Genomic DNA, 26092 nt, shown 5'->3' on the forward strand with positions numbered 1-26092 from the left:
CTTCTATCGTATGGCCGTGAGCTGGACCATAAGGTCCAGCTGATTGTACACGCCCTTTTCCACCGCTTCGTAAAGCGGCAGATGATCTTCTTTCTTTAAGTATAGCACAATCGCGCAGTTGTATTCCTGTTCGCTCATCGCAAGACGGATCGGCGGCAGTCCCGCGCTCATCAGCTGGTAGAGCATGGCCAGCCTGGCCATGGCCGGTGAACACTCGCCGAAAGGATAGATCTCCAGAAGTTTATTGTGCAGCATCACGGAACGCATGATGGGATTCAGGTCCGGGTTGACCCGTCCTTCCTCCAGCGCCAGCCATTTGAACACAATATCCATCTGTTCGCTGATCTCATCCGCTCCCGGCGGCCTGTAGCCCCACGTCTCCACCGTCCGCGCGTCCTGCCGGTAAAACACGGGCTCCACGCCCTTATGCTCCGCCTCGCCTCGTGGATCGTAAAGGATCTCAAAAAGGTGCAGCAGTCCTGTTTCCGTCAGATCCGTCCCCATTTCCAGCATACTCTGCATATGACGCAGAGTCTCCAGATACCTGTGGATCAGCTGATGGTTTTTCAGACTCACATCCACCAGCAGTTCCCCCTGGATGATCCGCTGCACGCCCTCCTGGGAGATCGGCGTTCCCGACAGTCTGAGACATGAGGTGATCCAGTCGATCTGATTCATCTCCGCTATGTATTGCGCCGTTTCCGCCTGATACGGCTTTCGATTCTTCAATATAAGAACCTTTTTCTTGATCTGCCGATATCTCTCCTGATCCATAACCGCTTCCTCCCGCAGCTTCCGCATTCCAGGGGGCCCGTACGTTACTGCCCTATAGACTTACAGCATCGTCCCCGTGGCCTGCGCACCGCACAGAATCGTTGAATGGCCGCTTTGCGGCTATTCTGTCATAAACCTCCATACTTGGCTCTTTGCCGCATTGTAGTTTATGGCTCAATCATTTCCTCTTTGCGGCAGCGCCGCAAAGCAATGGTTGGAACTATTATACCGTGACTGGCCGCAGGCCATCATGGTATAATCCGCACATGGCGTCCGCCGTGCACAGAATCTATAATATCCGCTCTGCGGATATTATATCACAAATTTCTTTTCTCAACCTCAAAATTGTGGAGCGGCCCGCCGGGAGTGACGAAGGGGGGGGGACTGCCGGGGACAGTGGCCATCGCGGGCTGCCGGCAGTCGCAGACCTGCCGCTGCTGGTTGTCGTCAGGCCGCGAAAGGATGTAGAACGCGCATTGGTACGCAGTGATAGGACAGCACTGGTCTGTTATGCATGGCCCTGCGGTCTCCTCCGTCTGTTCAGACGCGAAATTCCACAGACGCCAAACGGCAATAGGTGAAATCACATAAAAAATTGCGATTTTGTCTATTTCCCGTCGGAATAACTGGTTCAATTTACATTTTAATCAATTTAATAGGTAAAAATCGTATTTTTGATGCAGTTTCACCTATTTCAAGCCATGAAATAGGTGAAATTCCGGAAAAATCATCAAATTCCCCGTTTCCTTACGCTCTGACCGCGCGCCTCTCTGCCGCAGCCCCGCCCCTCATACTGCAGACAGCAAAAAATTTTGCATAACCTTGAAGATATGCGGGATACAGTTGAAAACCAAGATGAAAAAATGATATAGTCCATATAACGAAGAAAGAATTGCATCTCAATATTTATTTAGCAATACGCCAATAATGTCTCATAAAATAGTATATACTTAAAAGCCGCCGCCTTTTAGCGTACCCTGCCTGGCGCCAGACACACAGACCGGAGGTCCGGTCCCCCCAGGTCCCCACAGGGCCGCAGACGTGCGGGCCACACCGCAAAGAAGCAGAAGTGCCCACCGCGGGACTGCCCGTCAGGACTGCCCGTCAGGACTGACCGCCGGGCGTCGGCTGCAGGGTAATGACCGCCAGCCCGGGAGCGCCTGATCATTGAACGCCGTCGGAACGATCCCCGCTGGTCATACGGATAAGCGGCACTCTGACAGAATGACGAAAGGAAGGAATCCACATGGATGATAAAAAAATAAAAGAAACTGCAGCAGAGCTGCTGCGAAACAAGGAAACGATTTTCCGGCTGCTTTCCTGGCTCCGGCCGGAGGATATCGAGCGGGGGACGCTGGTCCTCCCAGATCAACTGATCAATGAGGAACTGCGCGATTTTATCATTGACCGGGCCGCTCCTTATCTGAGTAATTATCAGCTTTCCTGCACCAAGACGGGCGGAAGCCCGGGCAACCCCGGCGGACTGGTCTTTCTCGATCTGGACCTCCAGATCCGCCAGCTTGGAAAGCTGCGGGCCCGTTATATGATCTCTGTCTCCGAACTGACTTTTACCGGCCAAAGCCGGCGGCTGGCCTTTCATTACCGGGAGGATGTCAGAAGCCTGGGAAATCCTCTGCAGGCCATGGCGCTGAAAGCCCTGCTTGGCGATAAGACACTGCTGATGAGGGCCGCTGAGATGACAAAAAACAGTCAGAAAGGCTTCAGCCCCGGTCCCGCTCTGTCAGTGGGCCGGGATTCGGCGCTGCTGGATCTGAATCGTCTGCCTCTGGCGCTGCCGGATTTTCTCGACTGCGTTGACCTTTGGCACGAGGAGACGGGGGACGGTTTTCTGCGCTTCCGCTTTGCCTTCCGACAGATCGCCAATCGTTAAAGTTGCAGGCGGAACCCTACGGCCGGGACCACTCACCGCGGCTGAACCGGACACCCAGGCCGGGATCACTCGCCACGGCTGGAATTACGGGCAGGCGCCCCATGATGCGTTTTGTCAAATGTTAATTTTGTTTATTGACACAATTTTTTCACGCAGACGGTTAGAAGCCGGTTTTAGGGGCGGGGAGATATAAACCCTTCCCACCTGCGGAGACGGGGCAATGATAGGGCAAAGAAACTCGTATTCATGTGGCTTTATCGGCTGGAAAGGAAGTCTAAATGCCTACATCGGACTGTCACGCTATGCCCTTAATTGTGTTCTGTTGGAGAGGCCGGGGACGCGGGGGCAGAGCCACCGCACAACCTAACGATAGCCGCGCCAGCGGAGCCGGTTTTGCCGTAGAATGAAGCGGACGGCGGCGGGGGCAGGATTGCTAAATCCAGTTCCCCCTTGTCGGCTCCACCGGAGCTTTTACACAACTCTCTTTGCTGCTTGACCAACGGTATTGTACTAAAATGGATTATGATGGGCGGCAGTTTCAACATCATTGAGGAGAACCAACTATTGTACCAAACCCTGTTTTTATAGGGTGCAATTTAGATTATTAAAGAATTTAATTGATTACAGGCTTGTAAAAGCGTGTTGTTAAATTATTCAACAGCTCACAACTCTTTGGAACTTTTTTAAACTTTGACGGCCTGTTTGTCACAACAGGCCGCTTTTATATAGTTATTGCACGCATGAAGGATGAGGACCTTTTAGCTATATCCTTCCCACTACTACAATAGAATTATGGATAGGGTACATGAAAGCCAGCCATGTCCATATCCTTCTTATTGCTACCGGGCGAATTCGGGACTTTCACCCGTTAGAACGTACGCTCTCCGGGCGCACGTACGTCCAGATGAAAAACTCCCCGCGGGCCGCCGCGATCCGATGATCAGACCGCGGCGGCCCCAGGGAGTTTTTTGTTCTATATTTCTCAGTTATTTCGCCATCTGATACAGCGCCTGAGCGTAGATCTTGCTCAGAAGCAGCAGTCGTTCGCAGGAAATGTGTTCATCCTGTTTGTGGAAGGACAGTTCTTCGCCCTCGATGGAAGGTCCGAAGGGAACGAAATTTTTCAGTATGCGGGCGTAGGAACCGCCTCCGTGAGAACGGGGTTTCGATGTCCTGTCTCCCGTCATGGTCCGATACACTTCCACCAGCATCCGGATCAGCTCATCCTCCGGATCCATGTAGAAGTGGGGATTGTATAGTACGACACTGTTCTCCATGCCTGCTCTGCCTGCCGCACGGTCCAGTTTCTCTGTCAGATCCTCTATGGTGGTGGTGACCGGACAGCGGATATTCATTTTTACGGTGAGCACATCGTCTTTATACGACAGCACGCCCACGTTATTGGTCAGCGGCCCGCTGTGATCACAGCAGTCGATTCCCAGGCCCCGGCCGTCCGAATCCCGGCCGATCTGCTCGGACAGGACCCGCAGAGTATGGCAGAGATCCATGGGTTCAAACGATATCTTTTCCAGGATCCTCAGCAACAGCGAGATGGCGTTAATGCCGATCTCGGGGGTGGAGGCGTGCGCCGATTTCCCCACAGTACGGACGCGCAGACCTCCGTCGATCTCTGTCAGCTCCACACGGCCGTCGAATCGTTCCCCGTCTTCCGCCTCCGCCGACAAGACCGCTGCGCGGACCTCTGCGATCCTTTCCGGCGAGCCTGTGAACGAGGCGGATGCGAAGGGGGCTACCACATTGTACGCTTCTCCTCCGCTGAGTTCTGTGATCCTGAGCTCAGTTCCGTCGACGGCCCCATTACCGGCGCCCCGGCATTTCCGGGTAAAATCATAACTCACGATACCCTTTTCCGCGAAGGCTGCCGGGAACCACGAATCCGGCACGATACCCCGCACAGGCATATCTTTCGTATGCTTTTTATAATACTGTATGCAGGGGAAACTGCCTGTCTCCTCATTGGTTCCAACGATCTGCTTTACGCGGTACCTGAGGGGCAGTCCGCTCTCTTTCAAAGCAAGACAGGCGTAAAAAGAAGCCACGAAACATCCTTTATCGTCCACAGCGCCTCTCCCATAAATGTTTCCGTTATCCACCACGCCTCCGTAAGGCGGGTATGTCCATCCCTCCCCTTCCGGCACCACGTCCAGATGGCAGATGACTCCCACGGATTTTTCACCTTCGCCGAAATTCATCTCGCCGGCTCGGTTTTCCAGATTCAGGCATTCAAATCCCCTGTCGGCCCCCAGCTTCATGACGTAGTCGAAAGCGGCCTGTATTTCTTCCCCGTAGGGCGCCCGGTCCCTGGACTCATCTACATCGCCCACCACGGACCGAAAGCGGATCAGTTCCTGCAGTGTAGATGTCATCTCTTCCGCGTACCCGTCCAGCAGGTCGTTCAAATCTTTGTTTATCTTGATTTCCATTTAACAATCTCCATTCAGTCAGTCTCACGTTTATTCAGTCACCAGCTGCCGGGCCGGCCATCGTTCGATCAGACAGCCACAGGCCGGCCATCGTTCGATCAGACAGCTGTTCGGTCAGTCGGCCGTCAGATCAGCCCTACGATCAGGAAAGCCACCACCGACAGCACATAGCTGATGACCGCGTAGGGAAGCGTTCCCATCATCTGATAATACGGCTTGATATCCATAGCCCGGGAGGATACCATGATCGCGTCCCCGCATACGTAGGTCGTGCTTCCGGCAGCCGACGCGCAGACCAGCGCCGCGCAGGGCAGGATCGGATCCACGCCCAGTCCGTTGGCCAGAGGAACGACGATGCCCATAAAGATCATGGCCATATCCCAGAAACCGCCCCCGAAGTAGGAATACACCGCGCAGAAGCCGAACACCAGCGCCGGCAGGAACGCGCCGTTCAGATAGGGGGCCAGCGCGTTGACGACGAAGTCCGCCATACCGGTGGCTGTATTGACTTCCACCAGCGTCATGGTCATGGCGATGATGATGCAGATGGAGACCATGCTCAGCACGCCCTGATAGGCGCTGTCCAGAATTCCCGTGATGGTGCTCTTCTTCTGGATCAGCATCAGGACCGCGGTCACCGCGATAGCGGCTCCGCAGCCCAGCATGACGTTTACGTCGCTGGTCAGAGTGATCACGATCAGCACGGCCAGCGGCAGGAGGAAATTCCAGGGCTGCGCTTTCAGTCCAGTGTTTTCCTTCATGATCGCCTCGAAGTCCGGAGCGACGATCTCTTTTCCGTCCAGACTGACCTCGGCCGTGCAGACGATGCCTGTCTCCTTAGCCAGCTGAGCATGCTTTCTGGTGATCCCGATCTCGGGAATAACGCCCAGAATCACCAGAACCATGACGATCAGCGCGATCCATGCAAAGAACATGTAGGGGACAGAGGCAAAGTACGCTGCTGTGCCGCTGCCGTTCACTGTCACGCCAAAATCTTCATACAGCCCGCTGTAGAAAACGGCCCAGGTGGATATGGGCACGATGATGCACACGGGCGCGGCTGTGGAGTTGATGATATATCCCAGGAACGTCCGGGGGATCCGATGGCTGTCGCAGACCTTTTTCATGGCTGTGGCAATGGCCATATTGTTCAGATAATCGTCCACGAAAATGAGCCAGCCCAGTATGTAGGTGATAAACAATGCCTTTCTTTTCGTGTTGGCGAATTTGCTGAGCCACATGGCGAACTCAGTGACCGCGCCGGAGGCGTCCAGCAGTGAGATCAGCATACCGAACAGGGCCAGCAGCAGGTAACAGTATCCCACCGTTCCTCCCATGAACGCTCCCTGCACCTTTTCAAGCCAGATGTTCATGAAGCCGAAGCCGCCCAGCAGCACGGAGCCGGTCATGGTGGCCGCTGTGACGGACAGCAGCATCCTCTTTGTGGTAAAGATCAATACAAACAGCACTACCATAGGAAGCAGCGTCAATATTCCTAATTCCATAAAAGCTCCTCCTCACATTATAAGCGCCAGACTCTGGTTTGAGAAGGCATGCTTCTTCCCGGTCTGACTTCTCTGTTTACCTGGCCGCCGTCAATGACGGGCACTCCGTTGACGATAACGTATTCGATGCCGTCCGGCGCGGCCATGGGATCGCCCAGGCCGGGGAACGTGGCGTTCTCTTTCACGGTCTTCAGATCGAATATCAGAATATCCGCGTCGGCTCCGGTCCCCAGGTATCCCTTGTTTTCAATTCCAAAGAATTGGGCCGGCATCCAACTGGATTTTTTCACAAAATCCATTACGGTCAGCACATCCTGCTCTCTTACCAGTTCTCTGAGGATCTTGGGATAGCTTCCCGCGCTCTGCGGGTGGCCCAGCCCCGGCGCCAGATTGGGGAATCCGCCGTCCGTTGAGATCATGGTGTAAGGCTGTTTCAGCGCCAGAGCTACCTCGTAGGGCTTTCCCACAAAAGCGGTGACGCTTCCGTCGGGATCGTTGGCGCGCATTTCCTCAAACGTTTCTTTCGTCAGCCGCTGACCCGCATATTTTCCCGTACCGGCCAGAATGTCGTGATAAGTGCAGTCGTAGATATCCTGCCAGCCCTCGCAGAATACCTCCGAGCCCACGGGACATGCAAAGTCGCAGTAGGCCCCGCTGTCCACGCCGATCTTGTAACCCTGACGATACGCCTTCTCAATGATCTTAAGGGATTCTTCCATCATCCCCTGCCCGCACTGATAAACGTGATGAGACAATAGAACTCTGACCCCTGTGGCTTCCTGCAGCTTGATCACCTCTCTGGTTGCCTCCAGAGAATTCCATCCTCCCGCTCTGGAGTGGATCGGCATGACCTTATCATATTTGGCGGCCACCTTAGCCAGCGCCACCATCTCGTCCCACTTTGTGGCGGGCGCATATTCCAGCCCGAATGATACGCCGATAGCCCCGCCCAGCAGATCTTCCTCCGCCCAGTCCGCCATCTGCGCGATCTGTTTTTCCGTGGCGGCTTCGTAGGGGCTTGTTATCCCGGCCCGTTCTCTCAGGATCCAGGATTCCGGCGTAAGCGCCGCCGTATTGATCGGATAACCTTCGTCGTCCAGTCCTTTCAGAAATTCCGGAACCGGATAGGGCCCCAGACCGCAGGAACCCACCACGATCGACGTCACTCCCATGTTGGCCATCACGTGGGCGCTGAACAGCTGTCCGTCCGCGTGGCTGTGGGGATCGATGATGCCGGGACAGACGATCTTGCCTGCCGCGTCGATGACCCGCTTCGCTTTCAGCGGAACCCGCGTTATCCCTGCGATCTTCCCTTCCGCCACCGCCACATTAGCGATGGTCCGCATCTCGGTCTTCGGGTCGATCACCGTTCCGTTTTCGATGACGAGGTCATACTCGCGTTCAAAAAACAACCTGTCGTTTTCATTCATGTCCATTTCCATCCTCCCGTCCTGCTGTGACCGCATAAATTGTACTGTTATATCCGTTTATATATCGCAACATCCGTGCCAATCCACGGCTCCGGACTACAGAAATTTTTTACTCCTTTAAAGCGTTATAACTCTGCGCTTTTTCGCCCTTATTCGACAGGTCTGTCCTCCGCCCCGGACGCCGATTCTGTCGCCGCAGCGATTTTTTGCAAGAATTTGCACGCAAAAAAATGCAGACGCGAAAATGTTTGCACATCTGTATTCCCGTCTGCATCTTCCTTATCCGCTTCTTTCCCGCTCCCTATTCTGTATATCCCGCCCTGAACCCACAGGCGTCCCAGGTCTGATCAGTCCAAATTCCAGCGCTGCCTTCATTCGATCTTATTGTAAACGCTGCGCACGGAAATGTTCAGTTCCCGGGCTGTCTTCGTTTTGTTTCCGCCGTTTCGCAGCAGCGCCTCCCGCACATATTTTCTCTCAAATTCTTTCACCGCCTCGTTCAGCGTCGACCCGTGTTCCACGCTCATGGCGCACACCTCCGTATCCCCGGCGCCGTGTCTGGTCCCCTTGGCGGGCAGATGACGTGCCTCGATCACCAGATCGTCCTGATCCATATCGATGATAGTCCTGCCGATATAGTTTCCCAGCTCCCGGACGTTGCCCTTCCAGGAATAGCTTTTCAGGACTTCCACCGCCTCCTCCGTGATCCCCCGGATCTGCCTGCCGTACTCGTCGTTATATTTTTTGATCATGTGCTCCGCCAGTATGCGCATATCCTCTTTCCTGCTGCGAAGGGGCGGTATCTCCACCGGCACCATGTTCAGCCTGTAATAGAGATCTTCCCGGAACCTGCCCTGGCGGATCTCTTCCTCCAGATCGATATTTGTGGCGGCGATCACTCTCACATCCACGCTGATAGGCTCGGAGGCCCCTACCCGTATCAGCTCCTTCTCCTGCAGCACCCGCAGCATCTTTGCCTGCAGGGTCAGACTCATCTTCCCGATCTCGTCCAGAAAGATCGTCCCGTGGTCCGCCTGTTCAAAATATCCCGCTCTGCCTGTCTTTTTCGCTCCTGTAAACGCGCCCTCCACATATCCGAACAGTTCGCTTTCCAGCAACGCCTCGCTGATGGCCGCGCAGTTGACGCGAATGAAGGGCATGAGAGCCCTGTCGCTTCCATTGTGGATCGCGTGGGCAAATATCTCCTTCCCGGTTCCGCTTTCGCCCATCAGCAAAACAGTGGCCGGCGTTTTGGCCGCCCTTTTCGCTTTCTCCACAGCCTGGGTCAGCTCTCTGCTGCAGCCCAGAATATCGTCGAAGATATATTTCCCCTCGATCTCCCGAATGACCTGTTTGGCTTTGTCCAGCTCCCTCGTCAGGCTGAGCAGTTCCGTCAGATCGTGGGCCACCGCCACGCTGCCGGACAGCTTGCCGTCCACAATGATCGGCGCCCCGTGTGCGATGATCTCCTTTCGCTTCTTGCCCACGAACATGTGAAATCCCCGTTTCTCACATCCTGATTCCAGCACGGCCCGGTGCACGCTCGCCCCTTCACAGTCCAGCTCGCAGGGCTGGCCGATACAGTCCGACAGCTCCGAACCCAGTAGATTGGCGTAGGCCTGATTCATCATGACGACAACGCCGTTCTGGTTCGTCACGGAGATAGCGTCCTGCGCAGCGGAAAATATGGCTTCCATCATACTTTGCATCTCTTCCAGCCGGTCTACCTCCGACGAAAGCTCCAGCAGCTGGGGCAGCTCCTTAAAAACAGCCACGGCCCCCTCTACTTTTCCTTCCTCATCCCAGATAGGCATGCGGCTGGTGACCAGCGTCAATTCGTCGTCGATCTTAATGCTGTGATTGATCTCCGCCGTACCGCTGGTGATCACCTGAGGCATCCTGGCCTTCGGCGTCACGTCCACGATATGCTCGCCTTCGTAAGATCTGTCCTGCAGCCTGAAAAACCGCTTCGCCGCTTTGTTGAACAATATGATCCTGCCGTCCTGATCCACGGCTGCAATGCCGTCGTAGGTGGAATCCAGTATTTTTAATAATTTTTCTAATGTGATCCGGGATCTCACTGCCCTTCCCCTCCTGCCGCGGCCCATGCAATGAAACAGCCTCGCCGCGCTTTTATATTATTTGTATCATAACAGAGTCCGGGACCGGAAACAAGGCCGTAAGCCTGCGCTCAGGACATAAAGTCCATTCTTCAGCCATTCCGCGCCATCCCGTTTCCTGTGCTCAAAACCACGGGCAGCAGCTATCGCTCCCATCATTATGATGTATACACAAATACCAAGCAGCCGGGCGACCGGCCCGGTTGTCAAGCCGCCCTTACATCTGCATGGGCCGTTATTTGACATTTCCGCACGCTGATATTAGAATTGATCTATCCCAAAGGAGGAATGAGCATATGCAGGATTTTATCAAAGCTTTGACCAGTGAAGGAAAAAACACAGCGCTGCCCGAAGAGTTTAATTATTTTGGGAAACTGATCGGCAGCTGGCAGATCGACTATATTGAGAGCAGCGATCCCCGCCCGATCAAAGGCGAATGGCATTTTTCATGGGTCCTTGAGGGCATGGCAATACAGGACGTTATTATCCTGCCTGATTACGAATACGGAACATCACTTCGTATTTTCAATCCTGATACACACGCCTGGGATGTTGCTTATGGCTATACGGGAAAGATCATACGCCTTGAAGCAAGAAAACAAGGTGAAATGATCATTCTTACATATACGAATGATGAAAGCAGAAAGTGGGTTTTTGTCAAAATCGACCAAAATACATTTCACTGGCAAAATGTCACTGTAAAAGATAACGGCGAATGGCATATCAATGCAGAAATACATGCGAAACGCATGGGATGATCACAGGCCGAACTGCATCAACTTTCGGCCTGTAAGGCTGATCTATGCGCCTAATAGGATTAAGGCATACTACGCCGTCTCCCATTAAGGCCATAAAAAAACAGATGAAAACGGCTTTTCCTCCATTTCCATCTGTCCGCATCTTCCGTCGCCCGCCTGTAGCATCCGTCTAGACGCCCGTCCTCAGATCCCCATATCTTTCTTCACCTTGGCAAAACATTCCACGGCGCGATCCAGATCTTCCTTCGTGTGAGCCGCTGAGATCTGCGTCCGGATCCGCGCTTTGCCCTGAGGCACCACCGGATAGCAGAAACCGATGACATAAACGCCCAGATCAAGCATTCTAGCCGCAAATTCAGTGGCCGTCTTCGCATCGTAGAGCATGATCGCCACGATCGGATGATCGCTCTCGATGATGTCAAAACCCACGCTCTGAATTTTTTGTCTGAAATATGCGGCGTTCTCGTGCACCCTGTCCCTGTATTCCGTGGAACGCTCCAGGATCTCAAGGGTCTTCACCGCTCCCGCCGCGATGGAGGGGGCCAGAGTGTTGGAAAACAGGTAGGGCCTGCTCTTCTGCCGCAGCAAGGCCACGATCTCGCGGCGCGCGCTGGTATATCCGCCGCTGGCTCCGCCCAGGGCCTTGCCCAGCGTCCCTGTGATGATGTCGACTCTGCCCGCCACGCCGCAGTGTTCCGGCGTACCTTTTCCTTTTGCTCCCATAAAGCCCACGGCGTGACTGTCGTCCACCATGACCAGAGCGTCGTATTTATCCGCCAGATCACAGATGGATCTCAGGTCCGCCACGATGCCGTCCATGGAAAAGACGCCGTCGGTGGCGATCAGACGGATCCTGGCGCCGGCAGCCTCCTGCAGGCATTTCTCCAGTTCCGCCATGTCGTTGTTTTTATAGCGCATGCGCCTGGCTCTGCACAGACGCACGCCGTCGATGATGCTGGCGTGGTTCAGCTCGTCGCTGATCACCACGTCTTCCTCTGTCAGCAGCGTCTCGAAGAGACCGCCGTTGGCGTCGAAGCAGGATGAATACAGGATCGTGTCTTCCATTCCCAGGAAAGAGGACAGTTTCGCTTCCAGTTCTTTATGGACGTCCTGCGTTCCGCAGATGAACCGGACGGAGGACAAGCCGTAGCCGTGAGCGCCGTAACTCTCTTTAGCCGCCTGAATGATCTCCGGGTTGTCCGCCAGACCCAGATAATTGTTGGCGCACATGTTGATCACATTTTTAACCTTCGTGGTGTCGATCCTGCTGCGCTGGGGCGTTACGATGATCCGTTCTTCTTTATAGGTGCCGTCGGCCTTTGACGCCTCGACTATATCATTAAAGTAGCGCAATGCCTGTTTCATTTTCTATTCCTCCCTGCCTGCTCCGGTCCAGTCCAGCACCACTTTCCCGCACATGCCGCTGTTCATGACGTCGAAGCCTTTCTGAAAATCCCGAAAGTCGAATTTGTGTGTGATGATCTTCTCGATGTGGAGACCGCTGTTCAGCATCGCCATCATCTTATACCATGTCTCAAAGATCTCGCGGCCGTAGATACCCTTGATCTCCAGGCAGTTCCAGACGATCTTGTTCCAGGGCACCACCGTCTCGCCCGACTGGATCCCCAGCACCGCGATCTTGCCGCCGTTGTACATGCTGTTGATCATCATATTGAAAGCGTTGCTGTTTCCGGACATCTCAAGTCCCACGTCAAATCCCTCGTGAATGTGCAGCTCCGCCATGGTGTCCTCCAGCTTCTCCTTCGACACGTTGACCGTGTGCACGTCGCTGATGGAGCGGGCCAGTTCCAGCCGATAATCGTTCACGTCTGTGATGACCACGTTTCTCGCCCCGATATGGCAGCAGATAGCGGCGGCCATAATGCCGATGGGACCGGCTCCTGTGATCAGCACGTCTTCCCCGATCACATTGTAGGTGAGGGCCGTATGAACGGCATTTCCCAGGGGGTCGAAGGAGGAACAGAGTTCCTCGGAGATCCCCGGCTCGCATTTGATCACGTTGGTCTGGGGGATCACCAGATATTCCGCAAAGGCCCCGTCCCGGTTCACGCCCACTCCTACGGTATTCTTGCACAGGTGCCGCTTTCCCGCCTTGCAGTTTCTGCAGTGACCGCAGACGATATGCCCCTCCCCGGACACGATATCTCCGATCTCAAAACCGTTGACGCTGCTTCCCATCTCCACGATCTCGCCCACAAACTCGTGGCCGATGGTCATCGGTGTTTTGATCGTCTCCTGGGACCATTGATCCCAATTGTAGATGTGCAGATCTGTGCCGCAGATCGAAGTGTAATGGATCTTGATCTTCACATCATCCCTTCCCGTTTTCGGGATATCCACTTCCGTCAGCGCCAGACCGCTGCCCGGCGCCTCTTTTACCAGCGCGTACATCTTTCCCTGTTTCATGTCCGTTTTCCCTCCGGTTCTCCCACAAAAGAAAATGTATTTTATACGAGGACACTTTTCTCGTTTTGTGTCCTCAACTCACGCACATAATATCACGGCTGTTTTAGAATTGCAATCGTTTTCTGAATATTTCTTCTTGCAATTTATCCGTGCCTGTGGTAGTCTGTTCTCCGTAAAAAAACAGCCGTTTTCAAGAGGTATACAATGAAATCCAATTCGACGAAATCAAACGCTTATCTGATCGTGGACAAAAAGGTGCTGCCGGAGGTGTACGAAAAAGTTCTCTACGCCAACGCTCTCCTGGAGAGCGGAGAGGCCGCCAGCACCTCGGAGGCCGTCCGGCTTGCCGGTATATCGCGCAGCGTCTACTATAAGTACAAAGACTGCATCCATCCCTATACGAAGAAGGACTCCTCCGGCATTCTGACAGTCCAGGTGATTCTCCTGGACCGCCCCGGCATCCTGGTCAATTTTCTGTCCGTCTTCTACGAGGCCAACGCAAATATCCTCACGGTGAACCAGAGCATCCCCGTAAAGGACCGGGCCTTTGTCTCTGTCTCCGCCCGTGCTGAGCATCTGAATATTGAGCTGGACGAACTGCTGGCCAGACTAAAGGCCGTGAAAGGCGTTCTTAAGATCGACAGTATTGTCGACTGACCGGCCGTCTCTGCCCCTCTGCAGGCGAAACAGGCCGCGAAACGAAAAAGCCCCGCACTTCCTGTCATCCCGACAGGCTGCGAGGCCTTCTTTTTTATTCGATCACTTTGATGCCGTTGTCTTTGAGCACGCCTACCGCCCGTTCCATGTCGCTGGTCTTCAGCACGATGTACGGCAGCTCATGTCTGCGCATCACGTAAGAGTAGATGTACTCGATATTAATGTCGTTGTCGGCCAGAATGTGGAAGATCTCATCCAGGCTGCCGGGCTTATCCTCCGGCTCCACGGCGATCACGTCGCTGACCTTGGCCACGAAGCCTTCCGACTTCAGCATGTCAAGGGTCTTTTCCGCGTCGTCCACCACCAGACGAAGTATGCCGAACTCCGTGGTGTCGAAAACGGAGATGGCGCGAATATCAATTCCGTTTTCACGCAGCTTGCTGGTCAGCCTGGCCAGCGTTCCTTTTCTGTTTGGTATAAAAATCGAGATCTGCTTGATCAACATGGTACGTCCTCCTTTCGGTGCGAAGGGATCTGACCGCGGCAGCTGCCGGAAAAAAATCCGGACGATCCGCGATCTCTGTATGAATCCATTTTACACGTTCCCGCGCCTGGGCGCAATACGGCCGGCCGCATTTTCACCCTGCCGGTGAAACGACCCGTTTCCGCCGTCGGATCTCCGGCTCCGCTTACCGCAGATCGATGACCCGCTTCGCCTTGCCCTCGAAGCGCTCCAGCGTCCGGGGCTCCACCAGCGTGATCTTTGAATCGATGCCGAGCACAGTGCGCAGTCTTGCCTTGATATCTCTGGTCAGCGCTTCCAGCTGAGTGTAGGAGTCCAGCACGCTGGCGTCCACCAGTTCCACCACCACCTCGATCTTGTCCAGATATCCCTTTTTGAAGACCTTGATCTGATAGTGGGGTCCGATGCCCGGCGTATTCAGGAGCACTTCCTCGATCTGGGATGGGAACACATTGACGCCGCCCAGTACCATCATGTCGTCGCTTCTGCCCTGGATCTTGGACATGCGCACGGTGGTTCTGCCGCAGGCGCATTTTTCGTAGTGAAGGGACGTGATGTCCTTCGTTCTGTACCGCAGAATGGGCAGGGCTTCTTTCGTCACCGTGGTGATGACCAGTTCGCCCGCTTCTCCCTCCCCCAGCACCTGACCGGTCTTAGGATCGATGATCTCCGGAATAAAGTGATCCTCGTTTATATGCATGCCGCACAGCGCCTGACATTCTCCGGATACGCCCGGTCCGATCAGCTCGCTCATGCCGTAATTTTCCGTGGCAAAAATTCCCCAGGCGTCCTGCAGTTCCTTGCGCATGGCCTCCGTGGAGCCTTCGCCTCCAAACACGCCCCATTTCAGGGACAGATCCTTTTTCGGGTCCATTCCCATCTCTCTGACCACCTCGGCTATATGCAGAGCATAAGACGGCGTGCTGATCAGAGCTGTGGTCCCGAAATCCTTCATGATCATGATCTGTTTCTTCGTATTGCCGCTGGACATGGGGATAACGGAGGCGCCCACGCGCTCCAGTCCCTGCTGCAGTCCCAGCGCGCCGGTAAACAGCCCGTATCCGAAGGATATCTGCGCCACGTCTTTATATGTAACGCCGGCCATGGTCACCAGACGGCCCACGCACTCGGCCCATGTGTTCAGGTCGTTTCTCGTATATCCCACCACTGTGGGTTTCCCCGTAGTCCCGGAGGACGCGTGGAATCGGACCAGCTCGTCTTTGCCCACGGCGAACAGTCCGAAGGGATAGTTGTCGCGGAAATCCTGCTTCACCGTCATGGGCAGAAGACGGATGTCCTCCAGCGTCTTGATGTCTCCCGGCTCAACGCCTTTTTCTTTCAGCGCGCTGCGATAAAAAGGGACCTTCTCATAGACGCGCTTCACGGTATCCTGCAGCCGTTCCAGCTGGACCGCGCGCATTTGTTCTCTGTCGAGGGTCTCATTTTCACTCCAAATCATTCCTTCTTACCTCCTGTTACACTGCCGTTTCTGCAAAACAGCTGGGGACCCGGCCTGCTTTCTAAACGCGCTCTTCTCTGTCAGTCCGCCGGCGCCCTTCGGCCCCGACGTTTCTATAACAAAAAAAGCCGTACCTATAGCAAATAGAAGTACCGCCGATGTCGCCTTCAGTCCTTTTGGGGGTTCCGTATGTTTTGCTTCCTTGCTACTTAACTACTTTTTCAGAATAGCATAATCACTGTTTTTTTTCAAGGATAAAATCCTGTTAAGCACTAATTTCTAAGGAATAAATACCGTTTCCACCGTGAATAAAAATAATTCACTTTTTTTACAGGACAGTCTTTCCAGATGACAGAAATGTTGCTATACTTTAGTTGTCAAAGTAGTGTCAAGTTGAGGCGTTTCTGTATCAGTCACATACATCACACAGTTTTGTGGGCGCATCACAAAGAGGAGGTCACTTAAAATGAAATTTTCCAGCAAGGTAGAAAAATGCAGCCTTTCGCCGATCCGGAAGTTCTATCCGTACACGGTGGAAGCGAAGAAAAAAGGAAAGAAAATTTACCAGTTGAATATTGGCCAGCCGGATATCAAGACGCCGGAAGAATATTTCAAAGCCGTTAGAGATTTTAACCTGCCCGTACTCGAATACGCTCCATCCCCGGGTATTCCCGAGATGATCAAGGCCGTTCAGGACTACTACGCAAAACTGGGCATTCAGTATGCGGAGAACGACATCACCATCACCACAGGCGGAAGCGAAGCCCTGCTGTTCGCTCTGATGAGCATTCTGGACGACGGCGATGAGATCATTATCCCCGAGCCCTTCTATCCCAACTACAACACCTTCGTAAAGGCCACGGGCGCCACGATCCGTCCGATCAACACCACGCCGGAAGAAGGATATCGCTTCGCAGACAGAGCGAAGATCGAACCGCTGATCAACGAGCGCACCAGAGCGATCATGTTCACCAACCCGGGCAATCCCACAGGCGTGGTCCTCACGCCGGAAGAGCTCCGACTGATGGCTGACATTGCAAAAGAGCACGATCTGTTCATCATCGGCGACGAAGTGTACAGAGAATTCGTATACGGCGGCGAGAAGCTGGCTTCCCTGGGCGAATTCGACGACATCGCGGAGAACGCCATCGTCATCGACAGCGTTTCCAAGCGTTTCAGCGCCTGCGGAGCCAGGATCGGCGCCGTCATGACGAAGAATAAAGAGCTGCAGCAGCAGATCATGAAGTTCTGCCAGGCCAGACTGTCCGTAGCGACTCTGGACCAGGTGGCTTCCGCCGCTCTCTACAACGTCGGACCCGAGTATTTCGCCGAAGTGAGAGAAGAATATAAGAAGAGAAGAGAGACCATCTACAAGGGACTGCAGGCTATTCCGGGCGTTGTGTGCAAGGAGCCCCAGGGCGCGTTCTACGTAATGGCCAAACTGCCCGTAGACGACGCTGAGAAGTTCCTGGTATGGCTGCTCACCGAGTTTGACGACAACGGCGAGACAGTTATGTACGCTCCCGGCGGCGGCTTCTACGCCACACCGGGCAAGGGCATCGACGAAGTCAGACTGGCTTACGTCCTGAAGCAGGAAGATCTGGCCAGAGCCATGGAACTGCTGAAGATCGCTATCGAAAAATACAACGCGAAATAAGATCGGGATCGGCTTATTCGATCCAATCAGATCCATACAAAAAAGGAAGGGCACGGCGGATGTCATCATTTCTGCCGGGCCCTTCCTTTTCATTATGGACGATGAAGTTAGTCACATCAGTTTTGATCCTGCTGCGGCAGCCCCTTCAAAACTTCTCGACCGGATCGCAGGCGCTTATCTCAATTTCTGTATTTCCTTGCTGCAATAAGATAGAATGCTGATGCAAAAGCCGTAGGTTCTGATTTCTTTATCTTCATCTTCGAAATAAAACGCATCATGTGCCCTCCTGAAGCCGATCATAAATCATCATCCATTTCTAGTGATCAAATTTATGAAGTCATTTTTTCAATCTTTTTACCACCACTGAAAATAATATAAAAAACGACCCCATGATTATAAAAAACTCTCCCATCTTTGATAGAAATTCAAAATGAAAAACAAAATGAAGCAGCAACAAAATAGCACCCATCACATAAAGTGTTTTCCATAGTATCGCCATTGTTGACTGTTCTCCTTCTATTTTCAAACCTCTGATATACACTGAATCTAACAATAATATTCATCATTTATAAAAGCACCCAGTGTTCAAACCAGGCGCTTTTAAATCCAATGCGCAATTTATTTTGAGATGATCTATCCAGCTATATGATATAATATTTGTCCGCAGCGTTTTTGTCCGCCGTACTAAAATCCTGAGTTACGATATTAACCGTTACTGATGAGCTGTTTGGTGATATTACCGGAAGCTACAATAAAACCGCATTTTACCGGACTTCCAGTGCGCCAGTAGCCCAAACGAGAATTCCCCCCGCCTCCCAGAAGTACCAGTGACAGGAGTTCTGACACTGGTACTATAATAATCGTAGCTTAGATGAATACTATATTTAAAAGCTAACCTGAATTTTTCCAGCACTGCTAATCGTAAAATAAGCTGACAAACCATACTTTCCGTAATTTACGCCTTGTTTCGTAATAGTAACTTGCGTAGCCATTTCTTTAGTACGTCCGCCATCAATGGTTGATATCGTTGGATAGATAGGACTGATGGTTGCAGCATAGGCTGTAGCGTTATAGGTCTTCTGATATGCTTTGTTTGCGGTAAATTGATTAAAAACATATTTGTTTCCGCCTGTTGTAATCTCGTAGGTAACAGAAAAAACAATCCCTAAGCCATATCGGCTCTTTAATTCAGTATTTTCTGCCTCCTTAACCGCTGCCGATCTTGGATTGGAAGAGGGGTGCTCAACATCCTCTTCATCTTCTTCAAGGCTTATCGTTAGTGAGTCCTCACAACCCTGACGTAAATTTTTTTCAAACTCTTCTACTGAAACGAAATAATCGTCCTGAAATTCCGAAATAGGCTGAAGTTTTATATAATCTAGTCCATACTCTTTGGTTACCTCTTCAACAATACGCTCGTATTTCTGATACAATTCTTGTTGTTCCAGTGTCATGGACTCTTCTCCTGCAAAAGCTGGTATTCCCATGGACAATACCATAATTATCGAAATAATTATGCTTACTAAATATTTTTTTTTCATTTTTCCCTCCATTACACCGCCGGCGGTACAAATATGTTATAGATAGGGGATGTTGAACCCCAAAATCTTTATATATGTCGCCTTTACAAGCACTACTGGACATTGAGAACACACACTGAACTTTACACAAACAAAATCAGATGGATTCGCTTAGATGGCAGTCTTGGCTACCTGTTCTTCTAGGGGTGATTCTTTGAAATCGTTTACCCCATTTGCCATGTTGTCAATATACACAAACGAACCTTTGTTGCCACATCGCCATTAGAGGGATTTCACAGGTCCTTCCACATTGATCGTGTCCAACAGCTTCGTTCCGTTGTAGGCCTTGACAGTCGTCACATATGTATATTCGAATCCAGTCTGCATCTTATAACTTTCATCGAATTTTACGTTGATTGATGTGACTCGCTTTGAAACATCCCAGGTTTTTATCGTAGTCCATTGTCCATTCACTTTTTTCTGCAATTCTCCGACAAAAGTCACTTTTGTTACTTTGTCTGTATCAACTTTTACAACTATATAAGGATTTACCGTTTCGCCGGATACAAACAGCTTCGGCTCTACCTGGGCCACACCCGTCCACCGTGGAGATATCGAACTATATTCTTGTTTCACCGCCGCGTCAGAACTTGCATATATCCCTGACGGTACAATAAAAAACACCATCAGGGCACATAGAATACAGCACACCCTTTTTTTCTTTTTCATACAGCTCACCTCCTTTCATACGGTTAACGTACTCTGGAGGTGCTTCGTTACATCATTTTCTGATTGTTTTTCGATTTATTTTTTTCTTAAAGGAACGTAGACAATATTTTCTCCTATTTTCACCGCGTTTTCTTTGGACTCCTGTACGAGCAGATCGTAGCAGAATCCATTCTGCTCCCATATAAGCATGACCCGGCCTTCCTTTTCCAGACAAGCTGCCTCGCTGCGGCCTATTTGAATTTGAGTCATCTCGCTGTCCTCGCTATCGGCCATTATATGTCTCTCCTCAGAAGAGTCATATGAGAAAGAGAGGTATCCCGTCTTGTCCGACTGAAAGATAAAGTCTCTGTGCTCATCCTTTCCATCCACTTCCACCAGCTCATACCCCTCCGGCAGCCAGCCCGGAAAATACAGCTCGTCCCAGTCCTCCGGGATCATCGCCAGCACTTCCGGCGGCAAACTGCCTGATTCCACTATGTTCACGTCTACGTACTCGCCGTGGTCCTGCAGAAGGATATCCATGAGTTTAATCCGGAAGGCGTCCACGGTGACGGTTAGAACGAATCCTCCGATCAGGACGCAGGCCAAAAGAATGACAGCAACACGGGTCAGGCTGCGGGCTCGCTGTCTTCTTCTCCCCTGACGGGCTTTTTTCGCTTCCCGCGTTTCCGCTTCGCAGGCAGCCGCGTTCAGCGCCCGCCGCAGCTCAGGGGGCAATTCCGCCTGCGCGCCCAAGATTTCAGCCTCTGCCTCCGCTTTCTTATATTCATTCAAGTTTTCTTCTGCAATCGCACAGGCAGCCTGCCGCAGAACAAGCTCCGCCTTTTGCTGCAGTATCTCGCGCCGTTCCTGTTCAAAATCCTTCACCGCTGATCACCTCCTTCCTTTTCCCTCATTCGCTCAGCCAGCTTCTTTTTCGCCCGCAATAGCCGAACTCGCACCGTGCTTTCCTTCATATCTAAAAGGGCTCCAATCTCCCCAAAGCTCTCCTCGTTGAAATAACGATGAAAGATGATACTGCGCTCATTCTCATCCAAACACTTGAGCTCCGAAATCAACAGCTCCGTCGCTTCCGTTTTGGCTAAGATTTCATCTAACGAATCCTCATCCTCCCTATAGGATAACGTTTCTTCCTCCCAATTCGCTACAACCTGTTCCCTCTTTCTTTTCCGCAAAATATCAAAGGCCGCGTTTTTCAGCATCTGCATCAGATACGCCGCTTCCTTATCCGGTCCTGCAGTCTCCAGCTTCTTCAGGTTTAGAAACAGCTTCAAAAAGCACTCCTGCACCGCGTCGGAAGCCAGCTGCTCATCCTTCAGGATCCGGACCGCGGCGCGATATAGCACGACGGCATGTTCCGCGACCAGCCTGTGGTATTTACTCTCTTCCTGTTTATCCGCAAAGGCCAATAACGCTATCATCTTAGCTTCCCTCCCCATCGCTCTTTTTCCCCTTCGGCTTACAACATCGCACACCCTGGTCAGCTAATGGTAGCCTCAGTTTATCTTAGAACGAACGAATTGTCAAAATTTATTTTTTTTGTGAGATCAGAGGCCCTCCGGAACCCGCGGACACAGGCATAGATACTATTTTTTCAATGCCGCCAACAGCGTCTGGCAACGCGCGGCGAATTTCCGCCGGATTCCTACGGGTAAAAACAGAGCGCGTGGACGGATCCACGCGCTCCCTAAATTCAAATTTCTATGTTGGTTCTATTGCAATCTATCGTAAAGCCAAAGGCTTCACGAGATAACCATTCATTTAGCTGCAGGTCATGCCTACGATCAGAAATCCGATGCAGGAGACGGCCGCCGCGGTCAGCGCGTATGGCAGCTGCGTCTTCACGTGGTCCACGTGATCCGACCCTGCAGCCAGCGAAGACAGGATCGTTGTATCGGACAGCGGGGAACAGTGGTCTCCGAAACATCCGCCGCCCATGATGGCGCCGATGGTAGCGTATACGATAGCTCCCGGCACGCCGCCGCTGACGCTGAAGGCCAGAGGTACGCAGATGGGCGTCATGATCGCGTAGGTGCCGTAGGAGGTTCCCGTAAAGAAAGAGATGAATGCGCACAGCAGGAACGACACGCATATCAGCACGGCCGGCGTCATCCAGCTTTCCGTGACACTGATCACGTAGTTGGCCGTTCCAAGCTGTTTGCTGATGGCGTTGATGCAGTAAGCCATGGCAAGGATCAGACCGGCCTGCATGACCGACTTGATGCCCTCCACCGCCACGTCGGCCAACTCGTTGAGGGTGCCCATCTTCTGGAACAGCATGACGATAAACATGTAGGCGATGGCCACGAAGAAGGCTTCCAGCGTCTTGGCGCTGCCCATGATCGCGTAGGTCCCCACGGTGACGGAGATGACGATGACCGCCGGCATGAAGAAATTCAAAGCGAGGCTCGTCTTCACTCCTTCCTTGGGCTTGATCTTATCCAGCTCCCCGGAAAGCAGAGGTCTGGCCGTGTCGGAATAAGGCTTTCCCTCGTCCCGGGCTCTGATCTCAGCTTTTTTCATGGGCCCGAATTCGGGGATGACGCCGAAAGCGATCAGCGCTACCATGAGGATAGAAAAAATTCCGTAGAAATTGAAAGGGACCATGCGTATGACCGCGTCGAAGGCGTGATCGTTGTCCACAAAGGTGCCGATCCCGATGAGAAGGCCCGCCATGTAAACTCCCCAGGACGAGAATGGGATCATGGTGCATACCGGAGCGGAGGTGGAGTCGCAGATGTAGGCCAGTTTCTCTCTGGATACTTTGGCTTTGTCTGTGATATTTCTCATGACAGTACCCACATAGAGAGGTGAAAAATAATCGCTGAAGAAGATAAAGATACCCAGCAGCCAGGAGACGATCTGCGCGCCTCTGGCCTTGATGTTTTTCTTTTCGATCATCGCGCCGAAGGCGGTTATGGCTCCCGACTTTTGAAACAGCGCGATCATGATGCCGACGGAGATCTCAATGCTGATGACCCAGATAAAATCCGCGTTTCCCAGGGCGCTCTGCATGATAGCGCTCAGGCCCAGGAAAATATTCTGGCCGGTGATGACGACGCCCACCACCACGCCGATCAGGATCGACACCAGCGCGTTGCGTGTGACAAAGGCCAGGACCAGCGCTACAAACGCCGGCGCCAGCGATAGTATACCATAATTGTCCATATTCTTTCCTCCATTCTGCTGCGCTCCGGCTTCCGCCGGAGCGTATGGGAAACTGCGCTGTGTTTATCAGCACTGACCGAGGGCCTCCATGACGTCCACATACGGGATCCCAAAGGCCTCCGCCGTGGGCTTAAAGGTCAGCATGCCCTTTACAAAATCCAATCCGTGGATCAGATCTCCGTTCTCCATCGCCGCCCGTTTCCAGCCTTTGTTTGCGATATCCAGAATATACGGAATGGTAGCGTTGGACAGCGCCGCGGAGGCGGACTGCGCCACCGCGCTGGGCAGGTTGGGAACGCAGAGGTGACGGATGCCGTCCACATAGTAGACCGGATCCTCGTGGGTGGAATAACGACAGGTCTCGATGGCGCCGTTGGGCTCCGCGTCGATATCCACGATGAGCGAATTGGGCTTCATCCCCGCCAGCATATCCCGTGAGATCAGCGTCAGACCGGGGAACCACTTCACCGCGTTGACCACCATGTCCGCATCGGCGATGGCCTTGATGATGTTCGCTTTGTTGGAATACATGGTGGCGGCTTCCGGAAGCAGCGACGCGTTGATCTCACGCATCCTGCGGATGTTCGTGTCCATGATGGTCACCTGCGCGCCCAGCGCGGCAGCCATCTTCGCGGCCCGCAGTCCCACGTTTCCGCCTCCGAAGACGACCACCTTTGCCGGCGGCACGCCGGGAGCGCCGCAGATCAGCGTTCCGTTCCCGCCCCTGGTGCACATCATGTAATGAACGCCGTACAGTACGCCCACATCTCCGGCCATCTCGCTCATGGGAGTCAGCAGTGGGAATTCGCCGCGCTCATCCATCACGTCCTCGTAGGCGAAAGCCACCAGCTTTTTTTCCAGCAGCACCTGGGTCTGCTGCCGCCGGTTGGCGGAATGAATGTATGTAAAAACAATGTGTCTGTCTTTCAGAAATTCATGTTCCGGGGGCAGGATCTCCTTTACCTTGATGATGAGTTCCGCCTGGTCGTAGACTGCTTCCGGCGTAGGGAGAACAGACGCGCCTGCAGCGCTGTAATCCCCGTCCTCAAACCCGGCCGCCCTGCCGGCGTCCTTCTCAACGAAGACCTGGTGACCGGCGTCTGCCAGCCTGCGGACATTGGATGGGATCATCCCTACGCGATATTCGCCTTCCTTGATCTCTTTCAGCAAACCTATTTTCATCTCTGTACTCCTTCTTTCACTCCGGCAGACACGCGGACTGCGCCGCTGTGTCCCCTTCCCTTAACTTTCGGCGGATCCTTGTTCCCCGCCGACCCTCCCTGACTGGCGCCGTCGATCTCTGTAAAGCGCAATTTCCGTGCCAACGCAAAAAAAACAGGCTGACGCCTGTTTTTTGATCTCAATTGGTTATTTTCGTGTATCAATGCGTAAAAAGGCGGTCAAGAAATCTTGACCGTCAAAACATCTTGACCTGACGCCCATCGCTCAGTACTGCTTCAGTTTGTATTTTTTCAGTTTGTAATCGAAGGCTTGTTTGGAGAGACCCAGCTTCTGCGCCGCCTCCAGATAAGTGGCGGAGACCGCCAGCGTCTCGCGGATGATCTCTTCTTCGATCTCCTCCAGGATCTGCGCCAGCGTGCCCCTGCGGCCCGAAGCGGATCCCCCGGCGCCGAGTCCTCCGGCAGCGCACACTCCCCCTCCTCCGGTTCCGAATCCGAACCGTTCTTTCGCCCCGGAGCGCAGGAGATATTCAGGCAGATCCTTCGTCTGAATGAAGCGGGACGAGGCCATATTGAAGGCGTTTTCCACGATATTGCGCAGTTCCCGCACGTTGCCGGGCCAGCTGTATCCCCGAAAGATCTCCTCCACCTCTTTTTCAAGACCCATGATGTCCTTGTTCATTTTCTCGTTGTAGCTGCGGATAAAATAATTCACCAGCGGCTCAAGATCCTCCATTCGTTCCCGCAGCGGCGGCAGCGTGAGCTGGACCACGCTGAGCCTGTAAAAGAGATCCTCCCGCATCTTTCCTTTGTGCACGCAGCGCAGAGGATCCTCGTTTACCGCGGAGACGATCTTCACATCCACGGCGATGGGCTGATACCCGCCCACACGCACCACCTGTTTCTCCTCGATGGCCTTCAGGATCTTGGGCTGAACGGACAGCTCCATGGAATTGATCTCGTCCAGAAACAGCGTGCCGCCGTTTGCCCGCTCAAAGAGTCCCGGCCGCGTCTCCGCTCCCGTGAAACTTCCCTTTTCCGTTCCGAACAGGATCCCTTCCAGCAGTGTAGAAGGGATCGCCGCGCAGTTTTGCGAGACGAAAGGCTTTTTTCTCCGTCCGCTCTCCGTGTGGATGGACTGGGCGATCAATTCCTTGCCCGTCCCCGTCTCACCGTAGACCATGATAGAGGAATCGGTGGCGGCCACCTTTTCTATTTTTCCCTTCAGCAAGCTCATGCTGTCGGAGACGGAGATGATATCGTCCAGACGGTAAAGCCCCTTTTCTTCCTTCATCTCTTTTCTGGAGAGAACGATCCCCTCCCTCTGGTAACTGGACACGTCTGCGGCTCCGACGATCTGTTCTCCCTCCATGATAGGCAGCGTGGTGGTAGTGGCCGTAGCGTGGTGGCCCCACACGTCTCTCAGCACCTGAACCTCGTTCAGAACCGGCTCGCCTGTCCGCAGCACTCTGAGGATCGTGCTTGAATCCCTGTCCAGCGTGGGGTAGGCATCCAGTATATACTTGCCCAGTACGTCGGACTCGCACTGCGCTCCCTCCCGGTTGCTGTAATAATACTGAATGACAGCGTTCTCATCGGTGATGATAACGCTGTCCACATAATTGAAAATATCGAAGATCTGGTCTGCGTATCTCCTAAGCATGGCTGATGTCTTCCTCCCATTATCACTGGTGCCTGTCTGAACGCTCTGAGCTTAGTATATCGCATCTGCACAAAAGTGTCTAATACAAAAGACGCCCCTGTACGCCAAAACGGCCTCCCGCCCAGGTCATCAGAGATGACCCGGACAGAAAGCCGCTTCAGCTTCGTACCTTTGTCGTTGTGTTGT

20 protein-coding genes are annotated in these 26092 nt (G+C 53.1%); 4 read left to right on the top strand and 16 right to left on the bottom strand.

Going from position 1 to position 26092, the window contains the following annotated elements; genetic code table 11:
* Window positions 1-3: 3 nt before the first annotated feature.
* Window positions 4-774, bottom strand: a complete 771-nt coding sequence (locus tag E0E37_RS00790; RefSeq protein WP_165445139.1) for a Fic family protein — start codon at window positions 772-774, stop codon at window positions 4-6.
* A 1246-nt stretch (window positions 775-2020) separates the two neighbouring features.
* Between E0E37_RS00790 and E0E37_RS00795 the strand changes: the two genes are divergently transcribed.
* On the top strand, window positions 2021-2665 hold the full coding sequence (locus E0E37_RS00795) for a hypothetical protein (RefSeq protein ID WP_130861078.1): 645 nt from the start codon (window positions 2021-2023) through the stop codon (window positions 2663-2665).
* Window positions 2666-3651: 986 nt separating this feature from the next.
* On the opposite strand, the gene E0E37_RS00800 is transcribed toward E0E37_RS00795, so the two are convergent.
* The 4 genes from E0E37_RS00800 to E0E37_RS00815 form a co-directional block, all read right to left on the bottom strand.
* The gene (locus E0E37_RS00800; RefSeq protein WP_130861079.1) at window positions 3652-5109 is read right to left on the bottom strand and encodes a Sapep family Mn(2+)-dependent dipeptidase; all 1458 of its coding nucleotides are present in this window, start codon (window positions 5107-5109) and stop codon (window positions 3652-3654) included.
* A gap of 125 nt (window positions 5110-5234) precedes the next feature.
* A complete protein-coding gene (locus E0E37_RS00805; RefSeq protein WP_130861080.1) occupies window positions 5235-6614 on the bottom strand; it encodes a Na+/H+ antiporter NhaC family protein in 1380 nt (459 codons plus the stop codon).
* 17 nt (window positions 6615-6631) lie between these two features.
* Complete coding sequence (locus E0E37_RS00810) at window positions 6632-8050, bottom strand: N-acyl-D-amino-acid deacylase family protein (protein WP_165445140.1); 1419 nt, start codon at window positions 8048-8050, stop codon at window positions 6632-6634.
* A gap of 365 nt (window positions 8051-8415) precedes the next feature.
* Entirely contained in the window at window positions 8416-10125 is a 1710-nt protein-coding gene (locus tag E0E37_RS00815) for a sigma-54 interaction domain-containing protein (RefSeq protein ID WP_130861082.1), read from the bottom strand.
* A 335-nt stretch (window positions 10126-10460) separates the two neighbouring features.
* Here E0E37_RS00815 and E0E37_RS00820 point away from each other — a divergent pair, with 335 nt between their 5' ends.
* A complete protein-coding gene (locus E0E37_RS00820; RefSeq protein ID WP_130861083.1) occupies window positions 10461-10922 on the top strand; it encodes a hypothetical protein in 462 nt (153 codons plus the stop codon).
* Window positions 10923-11105: 183 nt separating this feature from the next.
* Here the strand turns inward: E0E37_RS00820 and E0E37_RS00825 are convergent, their stop codons facing one another.
* Window positions 11106-12287: a glycine C-acetyltransferase gene (locus E0E37_RS00825; protein ID WP_130861084.1), complete on the bottom strand. Its 1182-nt coding sequence runs from the start codon at window positions 12285-12287 to the stop codon at window positions 11106-11108.
* 3 nt (window positions 12288-12290) lie between these two features.
* On the bottom strand, window positions 12291-13349 hold the full coding sequence (gene tdh, locus E0E37_RS00830) for an L-threonine 3-dehydrogenase (protein WP_207302895.1): 1059 nt from the start codon (window positions 13347-13349) through the stop codon (window positions 12291-12293).
* Window positions 13350-13553: 204 nt separating this feature from the next.
* Between tdh and E0E37_RS00835 the strand changes: the two genes are divergently transcribed.
* Window positions 13554-14006: an ACT domain-containing protein gene (locus E0E37_RS00835; RefSeq protein ID WP_130861085.1), complete on the top strand. Its 453-nt coding sequence runs from the start codon at window positions 13554-13556 to the stop codon at window positions 14004-14006.
* A gap of 94 nt (window positions 14007-14100) precedes the next feature.
* Here the strand turns inward: E0E37_RS00835 and E0E37_RS00840 are convergent, their stop codons facing one another.
* Window positions 14101-14511: an ACT domain-containing protein gene (locus tag E0E37_RS00840; protein WP_130861086.1), complete on the bottom strand. Its 411-nt coding sequence runs from the start codon at window positions 14509-14511 to the stop codon at window positions 14101-14103.
* Window positions 14512-14695: 184 nt separating this feature from the next.
* The gene (locus E0E37_RS00845) at window positions 14696-15988 is read right to left on the bottom strand and encodes a phenylacetate--CoA ligase family protein (RefSeq protein WP_130861087.1); all 1293 of its coding nucleotides are present in this window, start codon (window positions 15986-15988) and stop codon (window positions 14696-14698) included.
* Between the two features lie 466 nt (window positions 15989-16454).
* Here E0E37_RS00845 and E0E37_RS00850 point away from each other — a divergent pair, with 466 nt between their 5' ends.
* On the top strand, window positions 16455-17645 hold the full coding sequence (locus tag E0E37_RS00850; RefSeq protein WP_130861088.1) for a pyridoxal phosphate-dependent aminotransferase: 1191 nt from the start codon (window positions 16455-16457) through the stop codon (window positions 17643-17645).
* An 884-nt stretch (window positions 17646-18529) separates the two neighbouring features.
* On the opposite strand, the gene E0E37_RS00855 is transcribed toward E0E37_RS00850, so the two are convergent.
* The 7 genes from E0E37_RS00855 to E0E37_RS00885 all read right to left on the bottom strand — a co-directional run bounded on the left by E0E37_RS00855 (window position 18530) and on the right by E0E37_RS00885 (window position 25906).
* Entirely contained in the window at window positions 18530-19186 is a 657-nt protein-coding gene (locus E0E37_RS00855; protein ID WP_130861089.1) for a hypothetical protein, read from the bottom strand.
* Window positions 19187-19447: 261 nt separating this feature from the next.
* Window positions 19448-19894, bottom strand: a complete 447-nt coding sequence (locus E0E37_RS00860) for a hypothetical protein (RefSeq protein WP_130861090.1) — start codon at window positions 19892-19894, stop codon at window positions 19448-19450.
* 75 nt (window positions 19895-19969) lie between these two features.
* Complete coding sequence (locus E0E37_RS00865; RefSeq protein WP_130861091.1) at window positions 19970-20761, bottom strand: DUF4367 domain-containing protein; 792 nt, start codon at window positions 20759-20761, stop codon at window positions 19970-19972.
* Complete coding sequence (locus E0E37_RS00870) at window positions 20758-21315, bottom strand: RNA polymerase sigma factor (protein WP_165445141.1); 558 nt, start codon at window positions 21313-21315, stop codon at window positions 20758-20760. The genes E0E37_RS00865 and E0E37_RS00870 overlap by 4 nt, the downstream gene beginning before the upstream one ends.
* Before the next feature lie 340 nt (window positions 21316-21655).
* Window positions 21656-23062: a Na+/H+ antiporter NhaC family protein gene (locus E0E37_RS00875; RefSeq protein WP_130861093.1), complete on the bottom strand. Its 1407-nt coding sequence runs from the start codon at window positions 23060-23062 to the stop codon at window positions 21656-21658.
* A 66-nt stretch (window positions 23063-23128) separates the two neighbouring features.
* Window positions 23129-24244: an alanine dehydrogenase gene (locus E0E37_RS00880; protein ID WP_130861094.1), complete on the bottom strand. Its 1116-nt coding sequence runs from the start codon at window positions 24242-24244 to the stop codon at window positions 23129-23131.
* Between the two features lie 264 nt (window positions 24245-24508).
* On the bottom strand, window positions 24509-25906 hold the full coding sequence (locus E0E37_RS00885) for a sigma-54 interaction domain-containing protein (RefSeq protein WP_130861095.1): 1398 nt from the start codon (window positions 25904-25906) through the stop codon (window positions 24509-24511).
* Between the last annotated feature and the right edge of the window lie 186 nt (window positions 25907-26092).

Origin of the sequence: Bacilliculturomica massiliensis, from assembly GCF_900605495.1 — a bacterium.
Classification (GTDB): Bacteria; Bacillota; Clostridia; order Peptostreptococcales; family Anaerovoracaceae; genus Bacilliculturomica; species Bacilliculturomica massiliensis.

Bases quoted from the DNA above. Each gene is read 5' to 3' on its own strand.
- E0E37_RS00790 (WP_165445139.1), bottom strand. From the start codon at position 774: ATGGATCAGGAGAGATATCGGCAGATCAAGAAAAAGGTTCTTATATTG.
- E0E37_RS00885 (WP_130861095.1), bottom strand. From the start codon at position 25,906: ATGCTTAGGAGATACGCAGACCAGATCTTCGATATTTTCAATTATGTG.
- E0E37_RS00860 (WP_130861090.1), bottom strand. From the start codon at position 19,894: ATGAAAAAGAAAAAAAGGGTGTGCTGTATTCTATGTGCCCTGATGGTG.
- E0E37_RS00835 (WP_130861085.1), top strand. From the start codon at position 13,554: ATGAAATCCAATTCGACGAAATCAAACGCTTATCTGATCGTGGACAAA.
- E0E37_RS00820 (WP_130861083.1), top strand. From the start codon at position 10,461: ATGCAGGATTTTATCAAAGCTTTGACCAGTGAAGGAAAAAACACAGCG.
- E0E37_RS00825 (WP_130861084.1), bottom strand. From the start codon at position 12,287: ATGAAACAGGCATTGCGCTACTTTAATGATATAGTCGAGGCGTCAAAG.
- E0E37_RS00850 (WP_130861088.1), top strand. From the start codon at position 16,455: ATGAAATTTTCCAGCAAGGTAGAAAAATGCAGCCTTTCGCCGATCCGG.
- E0E37_RS00805 (WP_130861080.1), bottom strand. From the start codon at position 6,614: ATGGAATTAGGAATATTGACGCTGCTTCCTATGGTAGTGCTGTTTGTA.
- E0E37_RS00800 (WP_130861079.1), bottom strand. From the start codon at position 5,109: ATGGAAATCAAGATAAACAAAGATTTGAACGACCTGCTGGACGGGTAC.
- E0E37_RS00880 (WP_130861094.1), bottom strand. From the start codon at position 24,244: ATGAAAATAGGTTTGCTGAAAGAGATCAAGGAAGGCGAATATCGCGTA.
- E0E37_RS00870 (WP_165445141.1), bottom strand. From the start codon at position 21,315: ATGATAGCGTTATTGGCCTTTGCGGATAAACAGGAAGAGAGTAAATAC.
- E0E37_RS00845 (WP_130861087.1), bottom strand. From the start codon at position 15,988: ATGATTTGGAGTGAAAATGAGACCCTCGACAGAGAACAAATGCGCGCG.
- E0E37_RS00875 (WP_130861093.1), bottom strand. From the start codon at position 23,062: ATGGACAATTATGGTATACTATCGCTGGCGCCGGCGTTTGTAGCGCTG.
- E0E37_RS00855 (WP_130861089.1), bottom strand. From the start codon at position 19,186: ATGAAAAAAAAATATTTAGTAAGCATAATTATTTCGATAATTATGGTA.
- E0E37_RS00840 (WP_130861086.1), bottom strand. From the start codon at position 14,511: ATGTTGATCAAGCAGATCTCGATTTTTATACCAAACAGAAAAGGAACG.
- E0E37_RS00795 (WP_130861078.1), top strand. From the start codon at position 2,021: ATGGATGATAAAAAAATAAAAGAAACTGCAGCAGAGCTGCTGCGAAAC.
- E0E37_RS00810 (WP_165445140.1), bottom strand. From the start codon at position 8,050: ATGGACATGAATGAAAACGACAGGTTGTTTTTTGAACGCGAGTATGAC.
- tdh (WP_207302895.1), bottom strand. From the start codon at position 13,349: ATGAAACAGGGAAAGATGTACGCGCTGGTAAAAGAGGCGCCGGGCAGC.